This is a genomic window from Variovorax multivorans, assembly GCF_051216835.1.
Classification (GTDB): domain Bacteria; phylum Pseudomonadota; class Gammaproteobacteria; order Burkholderiales; family Burkholderiaceae_C; genus Variovorax.
This window is the reverse complement of record NZ_JBPJZL010000001.1, coordinates 495,406-513,185: the sequence shown is the minus strand read 5'-3', so window position 1 is coordinate 513,185 and position 17,780 is coordinate 495,406. Positions and strand designations below refer to the sequence as shown.

At 67.3% G+C, this 17,780-nt stretch carries 18 protein-coding genes; 3 read left to right on the top strand and 15 right to left on the bottom strand.

What is annotated here, in order from left to right; all coding sequences use genetic code 11:
• Nucleotides 1-114 precede the first annotated feature (114 nt).
• Complete coding sequence (locus ACSFCA_RS02420) at nucleotides 115-1,410, top strand: aspartate carbamoyltransferase (protein WP_093055863.1); 1,296 nt, start codon at nucleotides 115-117, stop codon at nucleotides 1,408-1,410.
• Between the two features lie 23 nt (nucleotides 1,411-1,433).
• On the opposite strand, the gene ACSFCA_RS02415 is transcribed toward ACSFCA_RS02420, so the two are convergent.
• The 3 genes from ACSFCA_RS02415 to ACSFCA_RS02405 all read right to left on the bottom strand — a co-directional run bounded on the left by ACSFCA_RS02415 (nucleotide 1,434) and on the right by ACSFCA_RS02405 (nucleotide 2,830).
• Complete coding sequence (locus ACSFCA_RS02415) at nucleotides 1,434-1,784, bottom strand: VOC family protein (RefSeq protein WP_435458486.1); 351 nt, start codon at nucleotides 1,782-1,784, stop codon at nucleotides 1,434-1,436.
• Nucleotides 1,781-2,083, bottom strand: coding sequence for a hypothetical protein (locus tag ACSFCA_RS02410; protein ID WP_435458485.1), 303 nt, complete (start codon nucleotides 2,081-2,083; stop codon nucleotides 1,781-1,783). The genes ACSFCA_RS02415 and ACSFCA_RS02410 overlap by 4 nt, the downstream gene beginning before the upstream one ends.
• Before the next feature lie 63 nt (nucleotides 2,084-2,146).
• Nucleotides 2,147-2,830 (bottom strand): class I SAM-dependent methyltransferase, encoded by a 684-nt coding sequence (locus ACSFCA_RS02405; RefSeq protein ID WP_435458484.1) that lies wholly within the window; start codon nucleotides 2,828-2,830, stop codon nucleotides 2,147-2,149.
• A 187-nt stretch (nucleotides 2,831-3,017) separates the two neighbouring features.
• Here ACSFCA_RS02405 and ACSFCA_RS02400 point away from each other — a divergent pair, with 187 nt between their 5' ends.
• Complete coding sequence (locus ACSFCA_RS02400; RefSeq protein ID WP_435458483.1) at nucleotides 3,018-3,395, top strand: hypothetical protein; 378 nt, start codon at nucleotides 3,018-3,020, stop codon at nucleotides 3,393-3,395.
• A gap of 28 nt (nucleotides 3,396-3,423) precedes the next feature.
• On the opposite strand, the gene ACSFCA_RS02395 is transcribed toward ACSFCA_RS02400, so the two are convergent.
• From ACSFCA_RS02395 to ACSFCA_RS02345, 11 genes are all read right to left on the bottom strand, one after another.
• Nucleotides 3,424-5,709: a glycoside hydrolase family 3 N-terminal domain-containing protein gene (locus ACSFCA_RS02395; protein WP_435458482.1), complete on the bottom strand. Its 2,286-nt coding sequence runs from the start codon at nucleotides 5,707-5,709 to the stop codon at nucleotides 3,424-3,426.
• Nucleotides 5,710-5,797: 88 nt separating this feature from the next.
• Nucleotides 5,798-6,787, bottom strand: coding sequence for a tripartite tricarboxylate transporter substrate binding protein (locus tag ACSFCA_RS02390; protein ID WP_435458481.1), 990 nt, complete (start codon nucleotides 6,785-6,787; stop codon nucleotides 5,798-5,800).
• A gap of 52 nt (nucleotides 6,788-6,839) precedes the next feature.
• Nucleotides 6,840-7,817: a D-2-hydroxyacid dehydrogenase gene (locus ACSFCA_RS02385; RefSeq protein ID WP_435458480.1), complete on the bottom strand. Its 978-nt coding sequence runs from the start codon at nucleotides 7,815-7,817 to the stop codon at nucleotides 6,840-6,842.
• Nucleotides 7,814-8,794 (bottom strand): Bug family tripartite tricarboxylate transporter substrate binding protein, encoded by a 981-nt coding sequence (locus tag ACSFCA_RS02380; RefSeq protein WP_435458479.1) that lies wholly within the window; start codon nucleotides 8,792-8,794, stop codon nucleotides 7,814-7,816. The genes ACSFCA_RS02385 and ACSFCA_RS02380 overlap by 4 nt, the downstream gene beginning before the upstream one ends.
• Before the next feature lie 26 nt (nucleotides 8,795-8,820).
• Nucleotides 8,821-9,609: a class II aldolase/adducin family protein gene (locus tag ACSFCA_RS02375; RefSeq protein WP_435458478.1), complete on the bottom strand. Its 789-nt coding sequence runs from the start codon at nucleotides 9,607-9,609 to the stop codon at nucleotides 8,821-8,823.
• 29 nt (nucleotides 9,610-9,638) lie between these two features.
• Complete coding sequence (gene tcuB / locus ACSFCA_RS02370; protein WP_375338450.1) at nucleotides 9,639-10,868, bottom strand: tricarballylate utilization 4Fe-4S protein TcuB; 1,230 nt, start codon at nucleotides 10,866-10,868, stop codon at nucleotides 9,639-9,641.
• Nucleotides 10,852-12,279 carry an FAD-dependent tricarballylate dehydrogenase TcuA gene (gene tcuA, locus ACSFCA_RS02365; RefSeq protein ID WP_435458477.1) on the bottom strand — a complete coding sequence of 476 codons (1,428 nt, stop codon included), beginning with the start codon at nucleotides 12,277-12,279 and terminating at the stop codon, nucleotides 10,852-10,854. Before tcuA ends, tcuB begins: the two co-directional genes overlap by 17 nt.
• 77 nt (nucleotides 12,280-12,356) lie before the next feature.
• Nucleotides 12,357-13,283, bottom strand: coding sequence for a LysR family transcriptional regulator (locus ACSFCA_RS02360; protein ID WP_258354325.1), 927 nt, complete (start codon nucleotides 13,281-13,283; stop codon nucleotides 12,357-12,359).
• Between the two features lie 7 nt (nucleotides 13,284-13,290).
• On the bottom strand, nucleotides 13,291-14,169 hold the full coding sequence (locus ACSFCA_RS02355) for a bile acid:sodium symporter family protein (protein WP_258354326.1): 879 nt from the start codon (nucleotides 14,167-14,169) through the stop codon (nucleotides 13,291-13,293).
• A gap of 107 nt (nucleotides 14,170-14,276) precedes the next feature.
• Nucleotides 14,277-15,044 carry a class II aldolase/adducin family protein gene (locus ACSFCA_RS02350; RefSeq protein ID WP_258354327.1) on the bottom strand — a complete coding sequence of 256 codons (768 nt, stop codon included), beginning with the start codon at nucleotides 15,042-15,044 and terminating at the stop codon, nucleotides 14,277-14,279.
• Nucleotides 15,045-15,067: 23 nt separating this feature from the next.
• Entirely contained in the window at nucleotides 15,068-15,658 is a 591-nt protein-coding gene (locus tag ACSFCA_RS02345; RefSeq protein ID WP_093176018.1) for an HD domain-containing protein, read from the bottom strand.
• Nucleotides 15,659-15,778: 120 nt separating this feature from the next.
• On the opposite strand from ACSFCA_RS02345, the gene ACSFCA_RS02340 reads away from it, so the two are divergent.
• Nucleotides 15,779-16,501 carry a Crp/Fnr family transcriptional regulator gene (locus ACSFCA_RS02340; RefSeq protein WP_435458476.1) on the top strand — a complete coding sequence of 241 codons (723 nt, stop codon included), beginning with the start codon at nucleotides 15,779-15,781 and terminating at the stop codon, nucleotides 16,499-16,501.
• Between the two features lie 15 nt (nucleotides 16,502-16,516).
• Here ACSFCA_RS02340 and ACSFCA_RS02335 read toward each other — a convergent pair whose 3' ends face one another.
• Complete coding sequence (locus tag ACSFCA_RS02335) at nucleotides 16,517-17,683, bottom strand: ABC transporter substrate-binding protein (protein WP_435458475.1); 1,167 nt, start codon at nucleotides 17,681-17,683, stop codon at nucleotides 16,517-16,519.
• Nucleotides 17,684-17,780 lie beyond the last annotated feature (97 nt).

Below are 17,780 nucleotides of genomic sequence, written 5' to 3'. Positions count from 1 at the left end.
ACGACACCTTCGGGTGTCGCAAAAGAAAGAACGGGCCCTCGGGCCCGTTTTTTCATGGCCGATCGCTTTGTGGTTGTTGTCAAAATATACGCATTGAGTATATATTCGCGGCCCATGAACATGCCGCAACAGGTGCTCCTCCGCGACGCGATGCGTCAACTCAACATGACGCGCGATGCATTCGCAGAGCGCATCGGCAGCCGGAGAAGGGCGCTCGACGCCTGGCTCCTGCCCGACGAATCCAACGAATTCAGGGCCATGCCCGAAGTCGCGCGACGCTTTGTCAGCGAAATCCTGGCTTCGGACGGCCGGCGCAGTGAATATACGCAAAGCGCACATGAAGGCGCTCTACGCCAGGCGCTGGCCACCGAAGGCTCGCACCACCTGCTGTCGGTCAGCCAGTTCAACCGCGACGCCATCGATGAGCTGTTCCAGCTGGCCGACGTCATGCAGCCCATCGCGCGCCGCCGCAAGGTCAGCCGCGTGCTCGAAGGGGCAGTGCTGGCCAATCTGTTCTTCGAGGCCAGCACGCGCACCCGAGTGAGCTTCGGCGCGGCGTTCTGCCGGCTCGGCGGTTCGGTGTGCGACACCACCGGCTTCACCTTCTCGTCGATGGCCAAGGGCGAATCGATCTACGACACCAGCCGCGTCATCAGCGGCTATGCCGATGCGATCGTGGTGCGGCATCCGGAGCAGGGCTCGGTCGCCGAATTCGCGCGCGCCACCAACGTGCCGGTCATCAACGGTGGCGACGGCCCGGGCGAGCACCCCAGCCAGGCGCTGCTCGACCTGTACACCATCCAGCGCGAGTTCTCGCGCCTGGGCAAGCTGGTCGACGGCGCGCACATCGCGATGGTCGGCGACCTGAAGTACGGGCGTACCGTGCATTCACTCATCAAGCTGCTCGCGCTGTATCGCGGCCTGAAGTTCACGCTGATCTCGCCGCCGTCGCTCGCAATGCCGGCGGAAATCGTGGAGGCCGTGAGCCGCAACGGCCACGTCGTCGAGACCGCCGCCACGCCTGCGCAGGCGCTGGCCGGCGCGGACATCATCTACGCCACGCGCATCCAGAAAGAGCGCTTCGCGAACGACGAAGTGCTGGAGGGCTTCGACAACGCGTTCGAGATCAACCGCGCACTTATCGAATCAGCCTGCAAGCCCGAAGTGGTGGTGATGCATCCGCTGCCACGCGATGGCCGCCCCGGTTCGCACGACCTGAGCGTCGACCTGAACAACGACCCGCGCCTGGCCATCTTCCGCCAGACCGACAACGGCATCCCGGTGCGCATGGCCATCTTCGCCACGCTGCTGGGCGTGGAAAAGCTCGTGAGCCGCTCGATGCGTGACGCAGCCTGGACGCCGCCCTCGCACATCGGGCCGGACGACAGTGTGTTTCACGGGCTCGATTGAGGCTCAGCAAGAGCGCGCGGCCCTCAGGCGTGCGCGAGGATGTTGACCAGCTTGCCGAACGGATCGCGCACGTAGAAGCGGCGCACGCCCCAGGGTTCGTCTGCAGGGCCGTATTCGATGGCGAAGCCCGCTGCCTTCATGCGTTCGAAGGCCGTGTCGATGTCGTCGACCTCGATGGACAGATCGGGCACTGGCGTACCCGAGCCGCCTTCCGACGCGAAGCTGACCTGCAACGTCATCTCGGCCTGCGAGCCGTAGGTCTGGATCCAGCCGTGGTCCATGAGCAGATCGAGGCCGAGGATGTCCTTGTAGAAGACAGCCGCACGCGCGGGCTCGAGCGCGGCGAAGTTGGCGACCAGTCGTTTGACTTTCATGGTGCGGGTTTTCTGATCGTGAAGGTTTGGAGTTGGCCGTCGCGCTCGACGTGCAGCAGGTCGCCCTCGACGCGGATGCCGGTCCACCGTTCGATACGCTCGTTCGAATGAACGATCTCGATGCTGTCGTCGGATATCACGCGGTAGTCGAACAGCGGCCCGGCCAGAGGGCCGTTCTTCTTGCCGATCGTCGCGGTCACACGGCCGGTCGATCGAAAGCAGTAGCTGTTGACCAGCGTGTCGGACACGAGGTCGAGGAAGTGGTCGATGGGCAGGGGGTGGTTAGGCGTGATCGTCATGCTCTGGCGCTCGTTGTCTCCACAAGGCAGCCTTCCGATTCAGAAGCGGCCGAATATAGAGCCTCAAGCGGCCGCACGCCGATACGTCAGCAATCGCCCCCTGTATGCCACCCGGCTCACGGTTGCGAGTTGATCCAACCGCTCCTCGCACATGCCGAAGCCCTCGTCCGCCATCTGCCTGTTGAACGCCGACCGGTTGCCCCGGTCCGGGTCGACGATCCACACCTCGGCGGCGGGGCTGGTATGGCGGGCGATGAAGGCGGCGAGCAGGCCTTCCGCATCGCGCTCGTACAGCAGGTCGCTGCCGATCACGAGGTCGAACAGGCCGTGCACGTCGCCGTCGGCCCCGGTCTCCTGCATGCCCCAATGGCCGCGCCTGTATTTCATGGGCGGCAAGGCGTTCAGCCGAAGGTTCTCCAGCAGGAAGCCGCCAGCGAGCGGGTGGCAGTCGCTCGCCGTCATGTCGTTGCCGCGCCGATGGCCGACCAGGCTTGCGAGCGCGAGGCCGCAGCCGATCTCGAGCACGCGCGCGCCCAGCACCACGGGGTGCAACGCCATGCGCGCGGCCAGTTGAGCGCCCGAGGGCCACAGCAGCCCGAACATTGGCCATGAGGCGGAAGAGATGCCCTGCGCGGCTGCCGCACCCGAGGGGTCGGAGAACTGCTGCCGATCGAGCAACGACTGGATGACGAGGTCGTCGGCACCCGCGATGGCGATGCGCTCCAGCTTGAGTAGATAGCCCGGCATCGAAGGGAGCAGGGTCTCGCGTGCGAGGCCCCGGTGCAGCAAAGGTGGGCCAGTATGCGCCCTGGCCGGCTTCGCGCCTTCTCACGCTCATCTAAGCAAACTCTCACTGCTGCGTAAGCGGCCTCTCACAGCCTGGTAAGTACCGCGTCCTAGAGTGAATTCATCGTCATCACTCAAGGAGACAACCATGAGATTTCGTATCGCAACCCTTTGCATCGCAGCCGTGCCCGCGCTGGTGCTGGCATCGTTCGCGCATGCTGGCGGGCTGGCCGACCCCGACTATCCGCAGATCTCGCATTCGACCCAGTCGCGCGATGCGGTGGCCGACGACGCCGTGCGCGCCAACAACGGCATTCACGCAACGGAAGTTCTGGAATCGCAGGTGCAGGCGCCCGTGTCGGGCGCCGACCGTGCGCAGGTGCAGGCCGAGGCGATTCGCGCGAACACCGGAATCCATCCGACGGAAGTTCTGGAATCGCAGGTGCAGCCGCCGGTGGCTTCTGCGAACCAGCCGGATGCGGCGATGACACACGCCACCAACGGGGCCGGCGCAACCACCTACTGAGCCGCCGCGGCGCCTCGCACGCCCGGCGTCAATCGCGTGTGAGCACGAAGCGCCTGCGGATGCCGCTCGCGGCCGAAGGCGCCACCCACAGGTCGAACTCGCCGGGTTCGACGGTCGGCTTCATGTCGCGGCCGATGAACGCCAGGTCATCGGCCGTGAGTGTGAACTCGACGACCGCTGAAGCTCCCGGCGCGATGCCGATTTTGCGAAAGTTCTTCAGCTCGCGCACCGGCCGCGTCACGCTGGCCGCGCGCTGGCCGATGTAGAGCTGCACCACTTCCTCCGCATCGCGCTGGCCGGTGTTGGTGACGGTGGCGCGCACGCGCAGCGTGCCCGACGTCGGCAGCCGCTCCGTGCTCAGCTCGACGTTGTCGTAGCGCACCGGTGAATAGCCGATGCCGAAGCCGAAGGGGTAGAGCGCCTCGTTCGTTGCGTCCAGGTAGCGCGTCTTGAATGACGTGTTGGGCGCGTTCTCGGGTGATGGACGCCCGGTGCGCTTGTGGGCGTAGTAGTAGGGCACCTGGCCTGCCGTTTGCGGAAAGCTCACGGGCAAGCGGCCTGAGGGGTTGAAGTCGCCGAACACGACGTCGGCGATCGCGTTGCCGGTCTGCACGCCGAGGAACCACGTGACGAGGATGGCGCGCGCATTGCGCACCGCGCCCTTCAGCGCCATCGCGCGGCCGTTGCTCAGCAGCACGATCACGGGCTTGCCAGTGGCGGCCACGGCCTCGGCCAGGTCCTGCTGCGCCTGCGGCAGCCCGATGTCGCTGCGCGAGCGAGCCTCGCCCGACATCTTCTCGCTCTCGCCGATGGCCAGCACCACCACGTCGGCATCGCGCGCGGCCGCCACCGCGGCGTCGATGCCGCCGGACAGCTGCGACTCGATGCCCGAGCCGCGCACCACGTTCACCGATGAGTTGGGGCCCAGCGCCGCGCGCAGGCCCTGGTCGATGCCCACCGGCCCCGACTGTCCGGGGAACAGGCTCCACGCACCCATCAGGTCGACGGTGCCCTCGGCGAAGGGGCCGATGAGCGCGATCTTCGTGCCGGCCTTGGGCAGCGGCAGCAGCATGCGCTCGTTCTTCAGCATCACGATGGAGCGGCGCGCGCTCTCGCGGGCCAGTGAGATGAATTCGGGGTTCTCGGGGCGCTGCGAGGCGGGTGGGCCGTCGAGGCCGTGCATCGGGTCGTCGAAGAGGCCCAGCTTCTGCTTGACGCGCAACACGCGGCGCACGGCCTCGTCGAGCCGCTCCATGGGCACCTCGCCCGAGGCCACGAGGTCGGGCAGGTAGCGCATGTACAGGCCGCTCTGCATGCTCACGTCGGTGCCGGCCATGAAGGCCTGCTTGGCAGCCTCGCGTGGGTTGGCGGCGTAGCCGTGCTCCACGAGTTCTTCGTCGGCCGTGTAGTCGGAGACGACGAAGCCCTGGAACTTCCATTCGTCGCGCAGCACGCCCGTGAGCAGCGCGGGGTTGGCGGTGGAGGGCACGCCGCCGATTTCGTTGAAGGCGCTCATGACCGAGAGCGCACCGGCGTCCAGCGCCGCGCGGAACGGCGGCAGGTACACCTCGCGCAGCGTCTGCTGCGAGATGTCGCTCACGTTGTAGTCGAGCCCGCCTTCGCCCGCGCCGTAGGCCGCGAAGTGCTTGGGCGTGGCCAGCATCGCGTCGGGCCGGGAAAGGTCTGGGCCCTGGAAGCCGCGCACGCGGGCGGCTGCGAACTGCCGCGAGAGGTACACGTCTTCGCCAGCGCCTTCGAGGCCGCGGCCCCAGCGTGCGTCGCGCGCGATGTCGACCATGGGCGCGAAGGTCCAGCGGAAGCCGTCGGCCGTGGCCTCGACCGCTGCGGCGCGCGCGGTGCGCTCGGCCAGGTCGGGCTCCCAGCTGGAGGCCTCGGCCAGCGGCATCGGGAACATGGTGCGAAAGCCGTGGATCACGTCCGCGCCGAAGATCAGCGGAATGCCCAGGCGCGACTCGTTCACCGCAATCTGCTGCAGCCGCCGCTTGCCTTCGAGGCCGGCGTTGTTGAACAGGCCGGTGAGGCGGCCGGCGCGCACGTCGGCAGTCTCCTGCTGTGCATTGCGCCAGCCGGCCTGGGGGTTGTTGGGGGTGTCGATGTCGGCGGGGCCGTACAGGGTGAGCTGGCCGGCCTTCTCCTGCACCGTCATGCGGGCGATGAGAGCCTCGATGCGGGCCTCGGGCGTCAGCGCCGCATCTGCCGCGGCAGGGGCGGCGGATGCAGGGGGAAGCAGGAGCGCGAGGGAGAGAAGGGCGGAGGCGGGAGCGAGAAGGGAAGCCGGGGTTCTGATGCGCATGGCCTCCTATTCTCCAGATAACGCCGCTGCCCCTGTTCAGCGGGTTTCCGCGCTGGCCGTAGGCCTTCTCCGATAGCCGGGGAGGTGCTTACTCTGCGGTGGCGCCCGAATCCTTCGCCACCTTCACCCATTTCGTTGTCTCGCTGCCGATGAAGGTTGCGAGCTCGGCCGGCTTCATGTTGCCGGCCGTCACGCCCTGTTCCTCGAAGCGCTTGACCACATCGGGCTGCTGCAGCACGCGCGACACCTCGGCGTTCAGGCGCTGCACCAGCTCGGGCGGCGTACCGTGCGGCGCCATGAGCGCGAACCAGGTGGTCATGTCGTAGCCCTTGAGGCCGGCCTCGTCGAGCGTGGGTACGCCGGGGTAGGCGGGCGAGCGCATCTTCGTGGTCACGGCCAGCGCCTGCACCTTGCCGGCGCGGATGTGCGGCGCGGCCGAGGGGCTTGTCTCGATGGCCATCTGGATCTGCCCGCCCATCAGGTCGGCCATCATCGGCGCGCCGCCCTTGTAGGGCACGTGCACGATGTCGGTCTTCGTCATCGAGCGGAACAGCTCCCCCGAGATGTGCTCCGTGCTGCCATTGCCCGCCGAGCCGTAGTTGACCTTGCCCGGGTTGGCCTTGATGTAGGCGACGAGTTCGGCCACCGATTTCACGGGCACCTTCTCGTTCACGATCAGCACGTTGGGCGTGGACGCTACCAGCGCCACGGGGTCGAAGTCGCGCTGGAAGTCGTAGGGCAGGCGCTTGTAGAGGCCCGGCGCAATCGAATGCGCGATGGTCGCCAGGAACAGCGTGTAGCCGTCGGCCGGCGCCTTCGACGCGATGGCCGCGCCCACGGTGCCGCCCGCGCCGCCGCGGTTGTCGATGATGACCGGCTGCTTGAGCGATTCCGACAGCTTCTGGCCCACGGTGCGCGCGACGATGTCAGTGGTGCCGCCCGCCACGAAGGGCACGACGAGGGTGATGGGCTTGGCGGGCCAGTCGGCCGCGCTGGAAGAAGCTGCGGCGGTGGCCAGCAGCAGGGCGGCCATGCCGGCGCGCAGAAAAGTCGAGGGGCGTGGGAGGGAGGATTTCATGGTCTGGATGTCGTGGGGTCGTTGTTATTGGTTATTGAAAAGAGCGCGCGCTTCACGCCACGCGGTTCAGCAGCGGCTGGTTGCGTACCCAGCGCCGCAGGTTGTCGAGAAAGATCGCGGCCACGCGCGTTTCGTTGCCGTCCGAATGGCCGGCGGTGTGGGGCGTGACGATCACGTTCGGCAAGCTCCACAGCGGCGAGTCGGCCGGCAGGGGCTCGTGCGCGAACACGTCGAGATACGCGCCGGCCAGCGCGCCGCTGCGCAATGCATCGATGAGCGCAGGCTCGTCGACCACCTCGCCGCGCGAGACGTTCACGAGCCGCGCACCAGTGGGCATGCGCGCCAGCGCCGCCCCATCGATGAGGCCGCGTGTGCGGTCGCTCAGCGGGCAGGCCAGCAGCAGCCAGTCGGCCTGCGGCAGCACCGCGTGCAGCTGCTCGTAGCTCACGCTCTCGTGGGCCGGCGTTGAGGCCGGGGCCTCGCTGCCGCGCACGGAAACGACGCGCAGGCCCAGCGCCGCGAGCAGCGCGCCGAGGCCTTGCCCGATCGGCCCCCAACCGACGACCACTGCCGTCTGCCCCGCAAGGTCGCGCGGAAGGCCGCTGCCCATGAGCGACGACCACGTGCGTGCGCGCTGCGCTGCCAGCAGCTGCGGAAACTGCCGCGCGAGCATCAGCACGCCTGCCAGCGCGGTCTGAACGACCACGCCGGAATTGGCGCCCGACGAGGTCGTGACCTCCACGCCGCGTGCGCGCAACTCGCCGTACACCGGCCGGTCGGCGCCCGCGGAATGCGCATGCACCCAGCGCAGCGAGGGCGCATGGCGCATTGCGTCGTGAAAGGCCTGCGTTTGCGGCAGCACCTCATGCTTGGTCGACAGGCCGGTGACGTCGCGCGAGACAAAAGCCACGTCAGCGTCGTCGCCCGGGTTCACCAGCACGTGAGTGCGGTCGCCGAGCGCCGCGGGCAGGCCGGACGCCGCCTGCGCCGCGGCTTGCGGCGTCATCAGAATGCGCAGCGGAGCGGTCATTCGGCCGTCGCACCCGATTCGCGCACGATCGCCCTCCACTTCTCGTACTCCTGGCGCGTGAACTTGCCGAACTGCTCGGGTGTGCCACCGACCGGGTCGGCACCCTCGCGGATCATCTGCGCCTCGAGCGAGGGCAGCGCCTCGTTCACCGACTTATTGAGCAGCGCGATCACCGGGGCCGGCGTGCCCTTCGGCGCGAAGAAGCCGAACCACGAGCCGGCGGAGAAATCGGGGAAGCCCTTCTCAGCCACGGTCGGCACGTCGGGCAGCGAGCGCGAGCGTTTCTGGCTGCTCACCGCAATGGCCCTGAGCTTGCCCGCCTTGATGTGCGCGATGACCGATGGAATGGTCGCGAACATGAACTGCACGCGGCCCGCGAGCAGGTCGTTGAGTGCGTTCGCGCCCTTGTAGGGCACGTGCAGCGTCTCGGCCCCGATGCGCTTGCTGAGCATGTAGCTCGACAGGTGCGACGAGGTGCCGACGCCGGTGGAACCGTAGTTCAGCTTGTTGGGGTTGGCCTTGGCGTAGGCGATGAATTCTTCCAGCGTCTTCGCGGGCACTTCGGGGTTCACCACCAGCACGTTGGGCACGTCTGCGATCTGCACCACCGGCACAAGGTCGGTGAGCGGGTCGTAGGGCAGGTTCTTGTAGAGCGTCTGATTGACGGCCATCGGGCCGACCGAGTTGACGATCAGCGTGTAGCCGTCGGCCGGTGCGCGCACCACAAATTCGGTGCCGATGTTGCCGCCGCCACCGGGCTTGTTGTCGATGATGAAGGACTGCTTGAGTTTTTCCGACATGTGCTGCGTGACGGCGCGCGCGAGGATGTCGGTGGTGCCGCCGGCCGTGAAGGCGACGACCACGCGCACGGGCTTGCTTGGATAGGCCGTTTGCGCGGTGGCGCCTAGGCTGGCGGCCAACAGCGCCGTGGCGCAGAGAAGTTTCCGGAAGAAGGAGGATGGCTTGTCTCGTGTCATTGTTGTGTTCTCGTGGGGGTGATCAATCAGTCGCGAAAGCCCGGGTCCATCCGGTCGAGCTTGCGCAGCAGCGCTGGCCATTCCATGAGGCCGTAGGGACGGCGCGTGCCGGGCTGGTAGTTGTTCCAGGTCTCTTCGAGGACGTGCTTTGGCACCGCCTTCAGCGGCGTGTTGCACGACATTGCGCCGATCTGCGCGCGGCAGGCCAGCTCCAGCCGGTGCATCCAGTTGAAGGCCTCGCCTACGCTGCGGCCCACCACCAGTGCGCCGTGGTTGCGGAAGATCACGGCCTCGCGGTCGCCCAGGTCGGCCAGCAGCGAGGCCTGCTCCTCGGTGTTCAGCACCACGCCCTGGTAATCGTGGTAGCCGATCTTCAGGAAGCGCATGGCTGTCTGCGTGAGCGGCAGCAGGCCGCATTCGAGCGATGAAACCGCCATCGACGCCCAGCTGTGCGTGTGGATCACGCAGGCCACGTCGGGCCGCGCGGCGTGCACGGCGCTGTGGATCACGTAGCCGGCTTTGTTGATACCGTAGTCCAACTCGCCGAAGTCGGGCTTCGAGAGGATGTTGCCGTCCTGGTCGACCTTGATGAGGCTGGAGGCGGTGATCTCCTCGTACATCATTCCGTAGGGGTTGATGAGAAAGGCACCTTTTTCGCCCGGCACGTGCGAGGAGATGTGGTTGGCCATCATGTCGGACATGCCGTAGAGGTCCACCAGCCGGTAGCAGGCAGCGAGGTCGATGCGGGCCTGCCATTCGGCATCGGAGCATTGGCCCTTCATGGAGGGAATCTGGAGTACGCCGGGTCGTGTCATGGGGTTTCCTTCGGATGCATGGGGTTCATTCAGTCGGCGCCGAGCTGCAGGCGGCTGGGCAGGCGCTTCTCGATGGCGAACTTCAGCAAGGCGGCCGAGCGAAAGATGCCGTGCGCGAACTTGCCGTAGGGCAGGGTGAGAAACAGCGCCATCACCACGCCCAGGTGCACCGCCAGCAGCAATGCCATGAAGGGCGTGTCACGCCACGCCAGCAGCGCAAGGCCGGTGAGGCTGGTGAGCAGCAGCAGCGCAATGAAGCCGCGGTCCATGGGGCGCTGGGCGACGTCACCGTGCGCCGGGTTGCGCCGCAAGTTGAGCCACAGCAGGCCGACCGGGCCCACCACCAGGCCGATGCCGCCCGCGGTGCCCAGCAGCACCGGCAGGCTGGTGAGCGCATAGGGCGCATGCAGGCTGAACAGGTAGTGATACAGCGTGGCCACGCAGGTCGAGGCGAAGCACAGCATGAAGCCGTAGAAGGTGAAGTGGTGGAAACGCCGGCGCCACAGGGTGAAGCGGTCGTCTTCGTTGTTGCAGCCTTCGCCGTGGCCCCCGCCCAGGTACTTCAGGCGCAGTGCGTCGTGCGCGGCCTCGGCGCTGGCTGCGTTGCGTACGTCGGTTACCTCGGCGGGCACGTTGTCGCGCGACGGCGATACCTCGCGCCAGAAGCGCCGCACGCCCATGGCCAGCGCGAACATCACGAAGAGAAACACCGCGCCGAACACCAGCGCGAGAAAGTTGTGCGGAAAGATCGCGTAGAAATTGCCCGCGAGCGGCTCGTGCAGCAACGAGCCCGACATCGCCACAGCAAGCACCAGGAAGAGCGCGAGCCCTCCAGCCAGCGCGAGCGCAACCGTGAGGCCCGCGCGCTGGTACAGCGCACCCATCGCCGGTGGCCAGGCGTAGTCGTGGTACGTCTGCATGCGCACCTGCGCCATCGCCTGCGGCACGTTCACCGCGAACTCGTGTGGCGGCGCGTATTGGCAGGCGTGCAGGCAGGCGCCGCAGTTGTGGCACAGATTGGCGAGGTAGTGCGTGTCGGCCTTGCCGAATTCGAGGCGGCGCGTCATGGCCGGGAACACGGCGCAGAAGCCTTCGCAGTAGCGGCAGGCGTTGCAGATCTGCAGGATGCGGGCGACTTCGCCTTCGCTCGCTGTCAACGGAAGGGCGGGCTGGATCGGGATCACGCGCGACGTGGCACCGCCACCGATGCCGTCGGCATCCGCACGGGCGCGTGCGACGAGATCAGTGAGTTGCTGCAAGGGCTGTCTCCGGGGATTTCTTCGAAAGGTTCTTTGCCGCGTTCGCAGCCTGCGTGCCGGCGATGCGCCCGAAGGCCGTGCCGATGCTCATGCCGACTCCCGCCGTGTAGCCCTTGCCGAGCACGTTGCCGGCCATCATTTCGCCGGCCACGAACAGGTTCGGGCTGGCCCGGCCGCCGAAGCGCACGGCCGCTGTTTCGTCAACCTTCAGGCCGAGGTAGGTGAAGGTGATGCCGGGGCGCACGGGGTAGGCGTAAAAGGGCGCTGTGTCGATGGGGCGCGCCCAGTGCGTCTTGGCGGGCGCCAGTCCCTCGGTGTGGCAGTCGTCGAGGGCGGTGTGGTCGAAGCGGCCCACGCGGCAGGCGGCGTTGTAGTCCTCCACCGTGCGCACGAAGGTGGCTTCGTCGAGGCCGATCTTGCGTGCCAGTTCGCCGAGCGTGCTCGCCTGCGTGCCTGGAAACACCGGTGGCATGAAGCGCCCGACCGCCTTCTGGTCGATGACCGACCAGGCGATCTGCCCCGGCTGCTGCGCGACGAGTCGGCCCCAGATGGCGTAGCGCTTGGGCCAGAAGTCTTCTCCCTCGTCGTAGAAGCGCTTCGCCTCGCGGTTGACGACCACGCCGAGCGACACGCAGTCGATGCGCGTGCAGATGCCGCCGTCGTACAGCGGCGCGCGCGCGTCGATGGCCACCATGTGGCCCTGCGACGGATCGCCGATGCTGTCTGCGCCCGCCTCGATCATGTGCTTCAGCAGCACGCCCTGGTTGAAGCGCGTGCCGCGGATCAGGAAGTTGTCGGCCGGCCATTCGCCGCGCTCGTTCTGGCCCCAGGCTTCGCGCAGCCATTCGCGGTTCGACTCGAAGCCGCCGGCGGCCAGCACGCAGCTCTTTGCTTCGATGCGCTCGCCGGCCTCGGTGCGCACGGCCACGAAGCGGTCGCCGTCGAGCTCGACCGAGGCCACGGGCGTGTCGTAGCGGATCTGCACGCCCAGCCGTTCGGCGCTGCGGAAATAGGCGTTCACCAGCGCCTTGCCGCCACCCATGAAGAAGGCGTTGGTGCGCGCCACATGCAGCGCGCCCGACAGCGGCGGTTGGAAGTGCACGCCGTGGCTGCGCATCCAGTCGCGGCAGTTCGACGAGGCGCGAATTACGAGGCGCGCCAGATGCTCGTCGGTGAGGCCACCGGTCACCTTCAGCAGGTCTTGCCAGTATTCCTCTTCAGGGTAGGCCTCTATCAGCACGTCCTGCGGGGCGTCGTGCATGCAGCGCAGGTTGCGCGTGTGCTGCGAATTGCCGCCGCGCCATGCCTTGGGCGAGGCTTCGAGCAGCAGCACCGAGGCGCCGGCCTCGCGTGCCATCAGGGTGGCGCACAGCGCGGCATTGCCGCCACCGACAACCAGTACGTCTATCACTCGTGGGTCTCCTTGGAATACAGGAGACTCTAGGCAGGCCGGCCTTCAGGCGAAAGGCCGATCCGGGCAACGGGTGTTCAGTTTTTGTGAAGACTGGCACCGGCCCAGAGACCTTCGCGCACCAGGGCGCGCGCCGTGTCGGCCATCACCACGCGGGTGGCCAGCGCGGCGGGGGAGAGTTCGTCGTCCGACAGGCTCACGAGCAGGTTGCGGCGGCCCACGTGGGCATCGGCGATCTGTGTGAGCTGCAAGTCGTCACGATCGTGCCGCGCGGTGGCGGCGCCGGGCTGGATGGTGGCGCCATGGCCGGCGCGCACCGCGTCCATCAGCAGCGCGAGGCCGTCGACTTCGGCCACGATGCGCGGCACGATGCGTGCCCGCGCGAAGGCAGCCATCAGCGTGGCGCGCAGGCCGTGGCTGCCGCTGGGCAATATCAATGGCAGTTCGGCCAGTTGCGACAGGCGCACGCGGGCGCCGGTGGGGCGCTGCGCCAGCGTGGGGGACGCGATGACGAAGAGCTTTTCGGCCAGCAGCGGCGTCACGCTCCAGCGCCGCGGCGTGTCGGTCTGGAACAGCACGGCCAGGTCGAGCTGCCGCGCCTGCAGCATGGTCGTGAGGTGGCCGGACAGCGCTTCGACCATGTGCAGCCGCACTTCGGGGTAGCGCTCGCGCATGGCGCGCATCAGCGGCACGCCGAGCACCGTGGCGGTGGTTGGCGCCAGGCCTACGCTCACGTGGCCCGAGAGCCGCGCCTGCTGCGCGGCGCGCACCGCATCGTCGGCATGGCGCAGCGTGAGCTGGGCCTGGTGGAGAAAGGCCACGCCCGCATCGGTGGGCGCAACGCCGGTCGAGCTGCGCTGCAGCAGCCGGGTGGAAAGCTCACTCTCGAGCCGGCTGATCTGCTGGCTCAGCGCCGAGGTGACCACACCCAGTTCGACCGCCGCGCGGCCCATGCTGCGAAGCTCGCAGACCTTGACGAAGTAGCGCAGTTGCCGGAGTTCCATCGTCCGATCATCGCGCAGGCACGGCGGCCGGCGCGGGCCGGCGCAACAGCAACCATCCGAACAGCGGCGCGGTGATGTACATCACCACCGAGTAGATGGCCGCCGGCAGCGCGAGCTGGAAGCTGCCGAGCACGCTCACCGCGATGAAGATCGCCAGCGTGGAGTTGTGAATGCCGATCTCGTAGCTGATGGCGGTGGCCAGCGGCTTGTCGAGGCCCGCGGCGCGGCTCAGGTAGTAGCCCGCGAGCAGGCTCACGAGATTGAACAGCAGCACCGGCACACCGATCTCTGCGAAGGTGGCCGCCATGGTCTTCCACTCGTTGGCGATGGCGAGCACCGTCACCACCGCGAGCACCACGCCGCTGAAGATCTTGGTCGGCTTTTCCATGCGCGCCGCGAAGCCGGGGCTGCGCGAGGCCACGAACATGCCGATGGCCACCGGCACCAGCACGATGGCAATCACTTCCACCAGCTTGCGTGTCTGCAGCGGCACTACCTGGCCGCCCTGCGCGAAATAGCCGATGGCCCAGTTCGCGATGAGCGGCAGCGTGACGATGGACAGCAGCGTGTTCACGGCCGTGAGCGAGATGTTCATCGCCACGTTGCCGCCGAACAGGTGCGAGAACAGGTTGGCCGAAATGCCGCCGGGCGAGGCCGCGAGCAGCATCAGCCCGACCGCGAACACGGGCGACAGGCCGAAGCCCACGATGATCGCGTAGCACGCCAGCGGCAAGCCGATGACCTGCAGCAAGAGCGCGATGGTCACGGCCTTCGGGTGCTTGAAGAGACGTTTGAAGTCGGCGAGCGAAAGCGAAAGCCCGAGCCCGAACATCACGAGCGCGAGCGCGCCGAACAGGAAGCGGGTGACGACGACGGTGGCGTCCATGGATTTGTCTCCTCGTTGGTTCTTGTAGTTTTGATGCGTAAAAAAATAGCCGCCAGCACCTGTCGTGCAGGCGCTGGCAGCCGTGGAAACCGGGGTCGACGCGTGTCTTATTGTTTGTAGCTGTCGTCGATGCGGTCGAGCTTGCGGATCAGCGAAGGCCAGACGAACTGGCCGCCCAGGCCTCCGGTCTGCACCTTCATGGCCTGGCCCACGCCTTCCACGATGCGTGGGTCCACCTGCGTGAGTTCGCTGCCGCCCGATTGCGCCGCAATCTGGATCTGGCAGGTGTTCTCGAAGGTGTACATCGAAAGAAAGGCGTCGGCAATGGTCTTGCCGCAGGTCAGCAGGCCGTGGTTGCGCAGCATGAGGAAGTTGGCATTACCCATGTCGGCTTGCAGGCGCGGCTTCTCGTCGTCGCGGAAGGCCACGCCTTCGTAGTCGTGATAGGCCAGCGAGGCCAGCACGAAGGTCGACTGCTGGCTGATGGGTAGCACGCCATTCTTCTGCGCGCTGACGGCGATGCCGGCCTTGGTGTGGGTGTGCAGCACGCACTGGATGTCTTCGCGCGCGGCGTGCACTGCGCTGTGAATGACGAAGCCCGCCGGGTTCACGGGGTAGGGTGAGTCGATGATCTTGTTGCACTGCTGGTCGACCTTGACCAGGCTCGACGCGGTGATCTCGTCGAACATCAGGCCGTAGGGGTTGATCAGGAAGTGGTGCTCGGGGCCGGGAATGCGCGCGCTGATGTGCGTGAACACGAGGTCGCTCCAGCCGTAGAGCGCCACCAGTCGGTAGCAGGCGGCGAGGTCGACGCGAAGCTGCCACTCCTCGGCGGAGACGAGCTTCTGGATTTCGGGTTGGGAGAAGGCGTTCATGATGAGGTTTCCTCTTGTCGATGTCAGGCGGCCGCGGGCTCGGTCAGCGCGGCCTTGTAGATGCTCTGCTTCGGCTGCGCCATCACGCGGCGCAGCATGGGCTCGAACTCGCTGATGGGCAGCGTCTCGGCCTTGGGGTCGAAGGCGGGGTTGTCGTAGAGCGCGCAGAACTCGGCCGTGCGCTCGTAGTGCGGGTGGCCCTTGAAGTTGTCGCGCATGTCGCGGTCCAGGCCGATGTGGTGGAAGAAGTAGTGGCCCTGGAAGATGCCGTGGTTCTGCACCATCCAGTGGTTGGCTTCGCTCACGAAGGGCTTGAGGATGGCGGCGGCAATGTCGGGGTGGTTGAAGCTGCCCAGCGTGTCGCCGATGTCGTGCAGCAGCGCGCACACCACGTACTCCTCGTCGCGGCCGTCGCGCAGGGCGCGGGTGGCGGTCTGCAGCGAGTGGGTGTAGCGGTCGACCGGAAAGCCGCCGTAGTCGCCTTCGAGAATCTGCAGGTGCTTGATCACGCGCGCCGGCAGGCCGGTCGTGAACTGCATGAATTCGCCGCCGATCAGTTGCCAGTCTTCGCGCGTGCTTTCCTGCATGCTCTTGAAACTTGCGCGTGCGTTCATCGCTGGGGTCTCCGTTCTTGTGGGGTGCCGGCCACTGTATGCCTGCGCTTGACCTTGAACTGTCAAGAATTTGACAATGTGGGGTTCTGGTAAACCCCCGCCTCGCAGCGGTTCATGCCCATGGCTGCCTCCCCTAGACCGCGTCTTTCCGCTGCGCACCGCGCCGCGCTGGAGGGCAATCCGTGGTTCATGAGCATGCCGCGCGCCCAGCGCGAGGCGCTGCTGGGCGCGGCCGAACTCCACCACGTGCGGCGCGGCGCGATGGTGTTCCGCCAGGGCGACCCGATCCATGCGGCGGGCGGCGGTTTCTACGGGCTGGTGGCGGGCACCATCAAGATTTCTTCGCTGCGCCAGGACGGGCGCGAGGCCATCCTCGCGGTGCTGGAGCCCGGCAACTGGTTTGGCGAGATCACGCTGATCGACGGCTCTCCGCGCACGCACGACGCCACCGCGCTGGAGGCACTCGACTTGCTGATGGTGCCGCCCGAGGCCTTCGGGCAGCTGATGCGCGACGTGGTGTTCTCCAACGCCATCGCCGCGATGCTGGCGGCGCGCGTGCGCATGCTCTACGGGCTGACCGAAGATGCCATGCTGCGCAGCCTGCGCGCCCGCGTGGCGCATCGGCTGCTGGTGTTGGCGCGCGGCGATGCCACGCAGTCGGTGCACCTGCGGCACGAACTGCAGTTGCCCCAGGAGGCGCTGGCGATGATGCTGGGCGTGACGCGGCAGACGCTGTCGAAGGAGCTCAATGCGTTGGCGGGTGAGGGCGTGGTTGCGCTGGGCTACGGGCGCATCGAGCTGCTGTCGCTCGATGCGCTGCAGAAGCTGGTGAGCATGGGCTGAGCCCTTGCGCCGCCGTCAGCGCAAGACCCGGCCGTCGGCAGAAATGCTGATCAGGTCGATGTTGCGCACGCTGTCGCGCAGGCCCGGGCGCAGGTTGATGCGGAAGCCGCCCACGTCGTAGTCGGTCATGCCCGACATCACGCGCTGCAGGCTCGCGGTGTTGAAGCCGCGGCCGGCGCGGCGCACTGCTTCGCCGGCTGCCTTGGCGGCGATGAAGCCTTCGAGGCCTTCGTACGACGCGGTCTGGTCGGAGTTGTCCACGGCCGCGAGGTATTCCTTGACGATGGGAATGGCCGAAGGCCGCGGCGAAGGCACCACCTGCGAGATCACGATGCCGCCGATGTCCTTGCCCAGCGTGGCGTAGAGTGGGTCGATGCCGACGATGGAAAAGGCCATGAAGCTGCCCGAGTAGCCGCTCTTGCGCAGCGCGCGGATGGCATTGGCCGTGGTGCCCGAGAGCGACACCAGCACGATGGCCTGGGGCGACTGCTGCTGCACCGTCTTCAGGGCCGCGTCGAGCTTGTTGCCGGTGGCCGGCACCAGCGCGCTCGCGACCAGGGGCGTGAGCCTGAGCTCGGTGATGGCCTGCTCGACGGCCGCCAGGCCGGCGCGGCCCATGGCGTCGTCGTCGCCCACCAGCGCGATGCGGGTCTGCCCCACGGTGGCGCACTGTTTCACGATCTTCAGGGCCTCGTCGATCATGCCGGGCCGCACGTGGAACACGTTGGGATGTTCGGCGCCGCGCAGTGTGTCGGAGGCCGCGAAGGGCGCGAACAGCAGGCTGCCCTGCTGCGTGGCGACGTTGGCGCCGGCCTCGCTGCTGGCCGTACCGACGAAGCCGAAGAGCATGTCGGCCTTGTTGGTTGTGAGCAGGGTGCGCGCGTTGGCAGCGGCGCGGGCCGCGTCGTAGCCGTCGTCGAGTTGAAGCAGCTTCAGCTGCAGGCCGTTGGCGGCGTTCTTGTCGTTGAAGTCGCTTACCGCCAAGCGGCTGCCGGCGGCGAAGGCGGTGCCTATTTCGTAGGCACTGCCGGTGAGAGGCACCGATTGCCCGAGCAGCACGACACGCGGTGTGCCGCCCGCCGCGCGCGTGGACTGGGCCATGACGGGGTGGGCGATACCGCTTCCCAGCGCCAGTGCGCCCAACGCCGCCTTGCTCAACCATTCCCTGCGAGATGGGTTCATTGGACACCTTCTTTCACATTAGTAAAAAAGTGTAGCAATAACGGGGCCAGGGGGGAAGTCGGGTGCCGGGGCGGAATTCCCTGATGAGAGGGCCCGG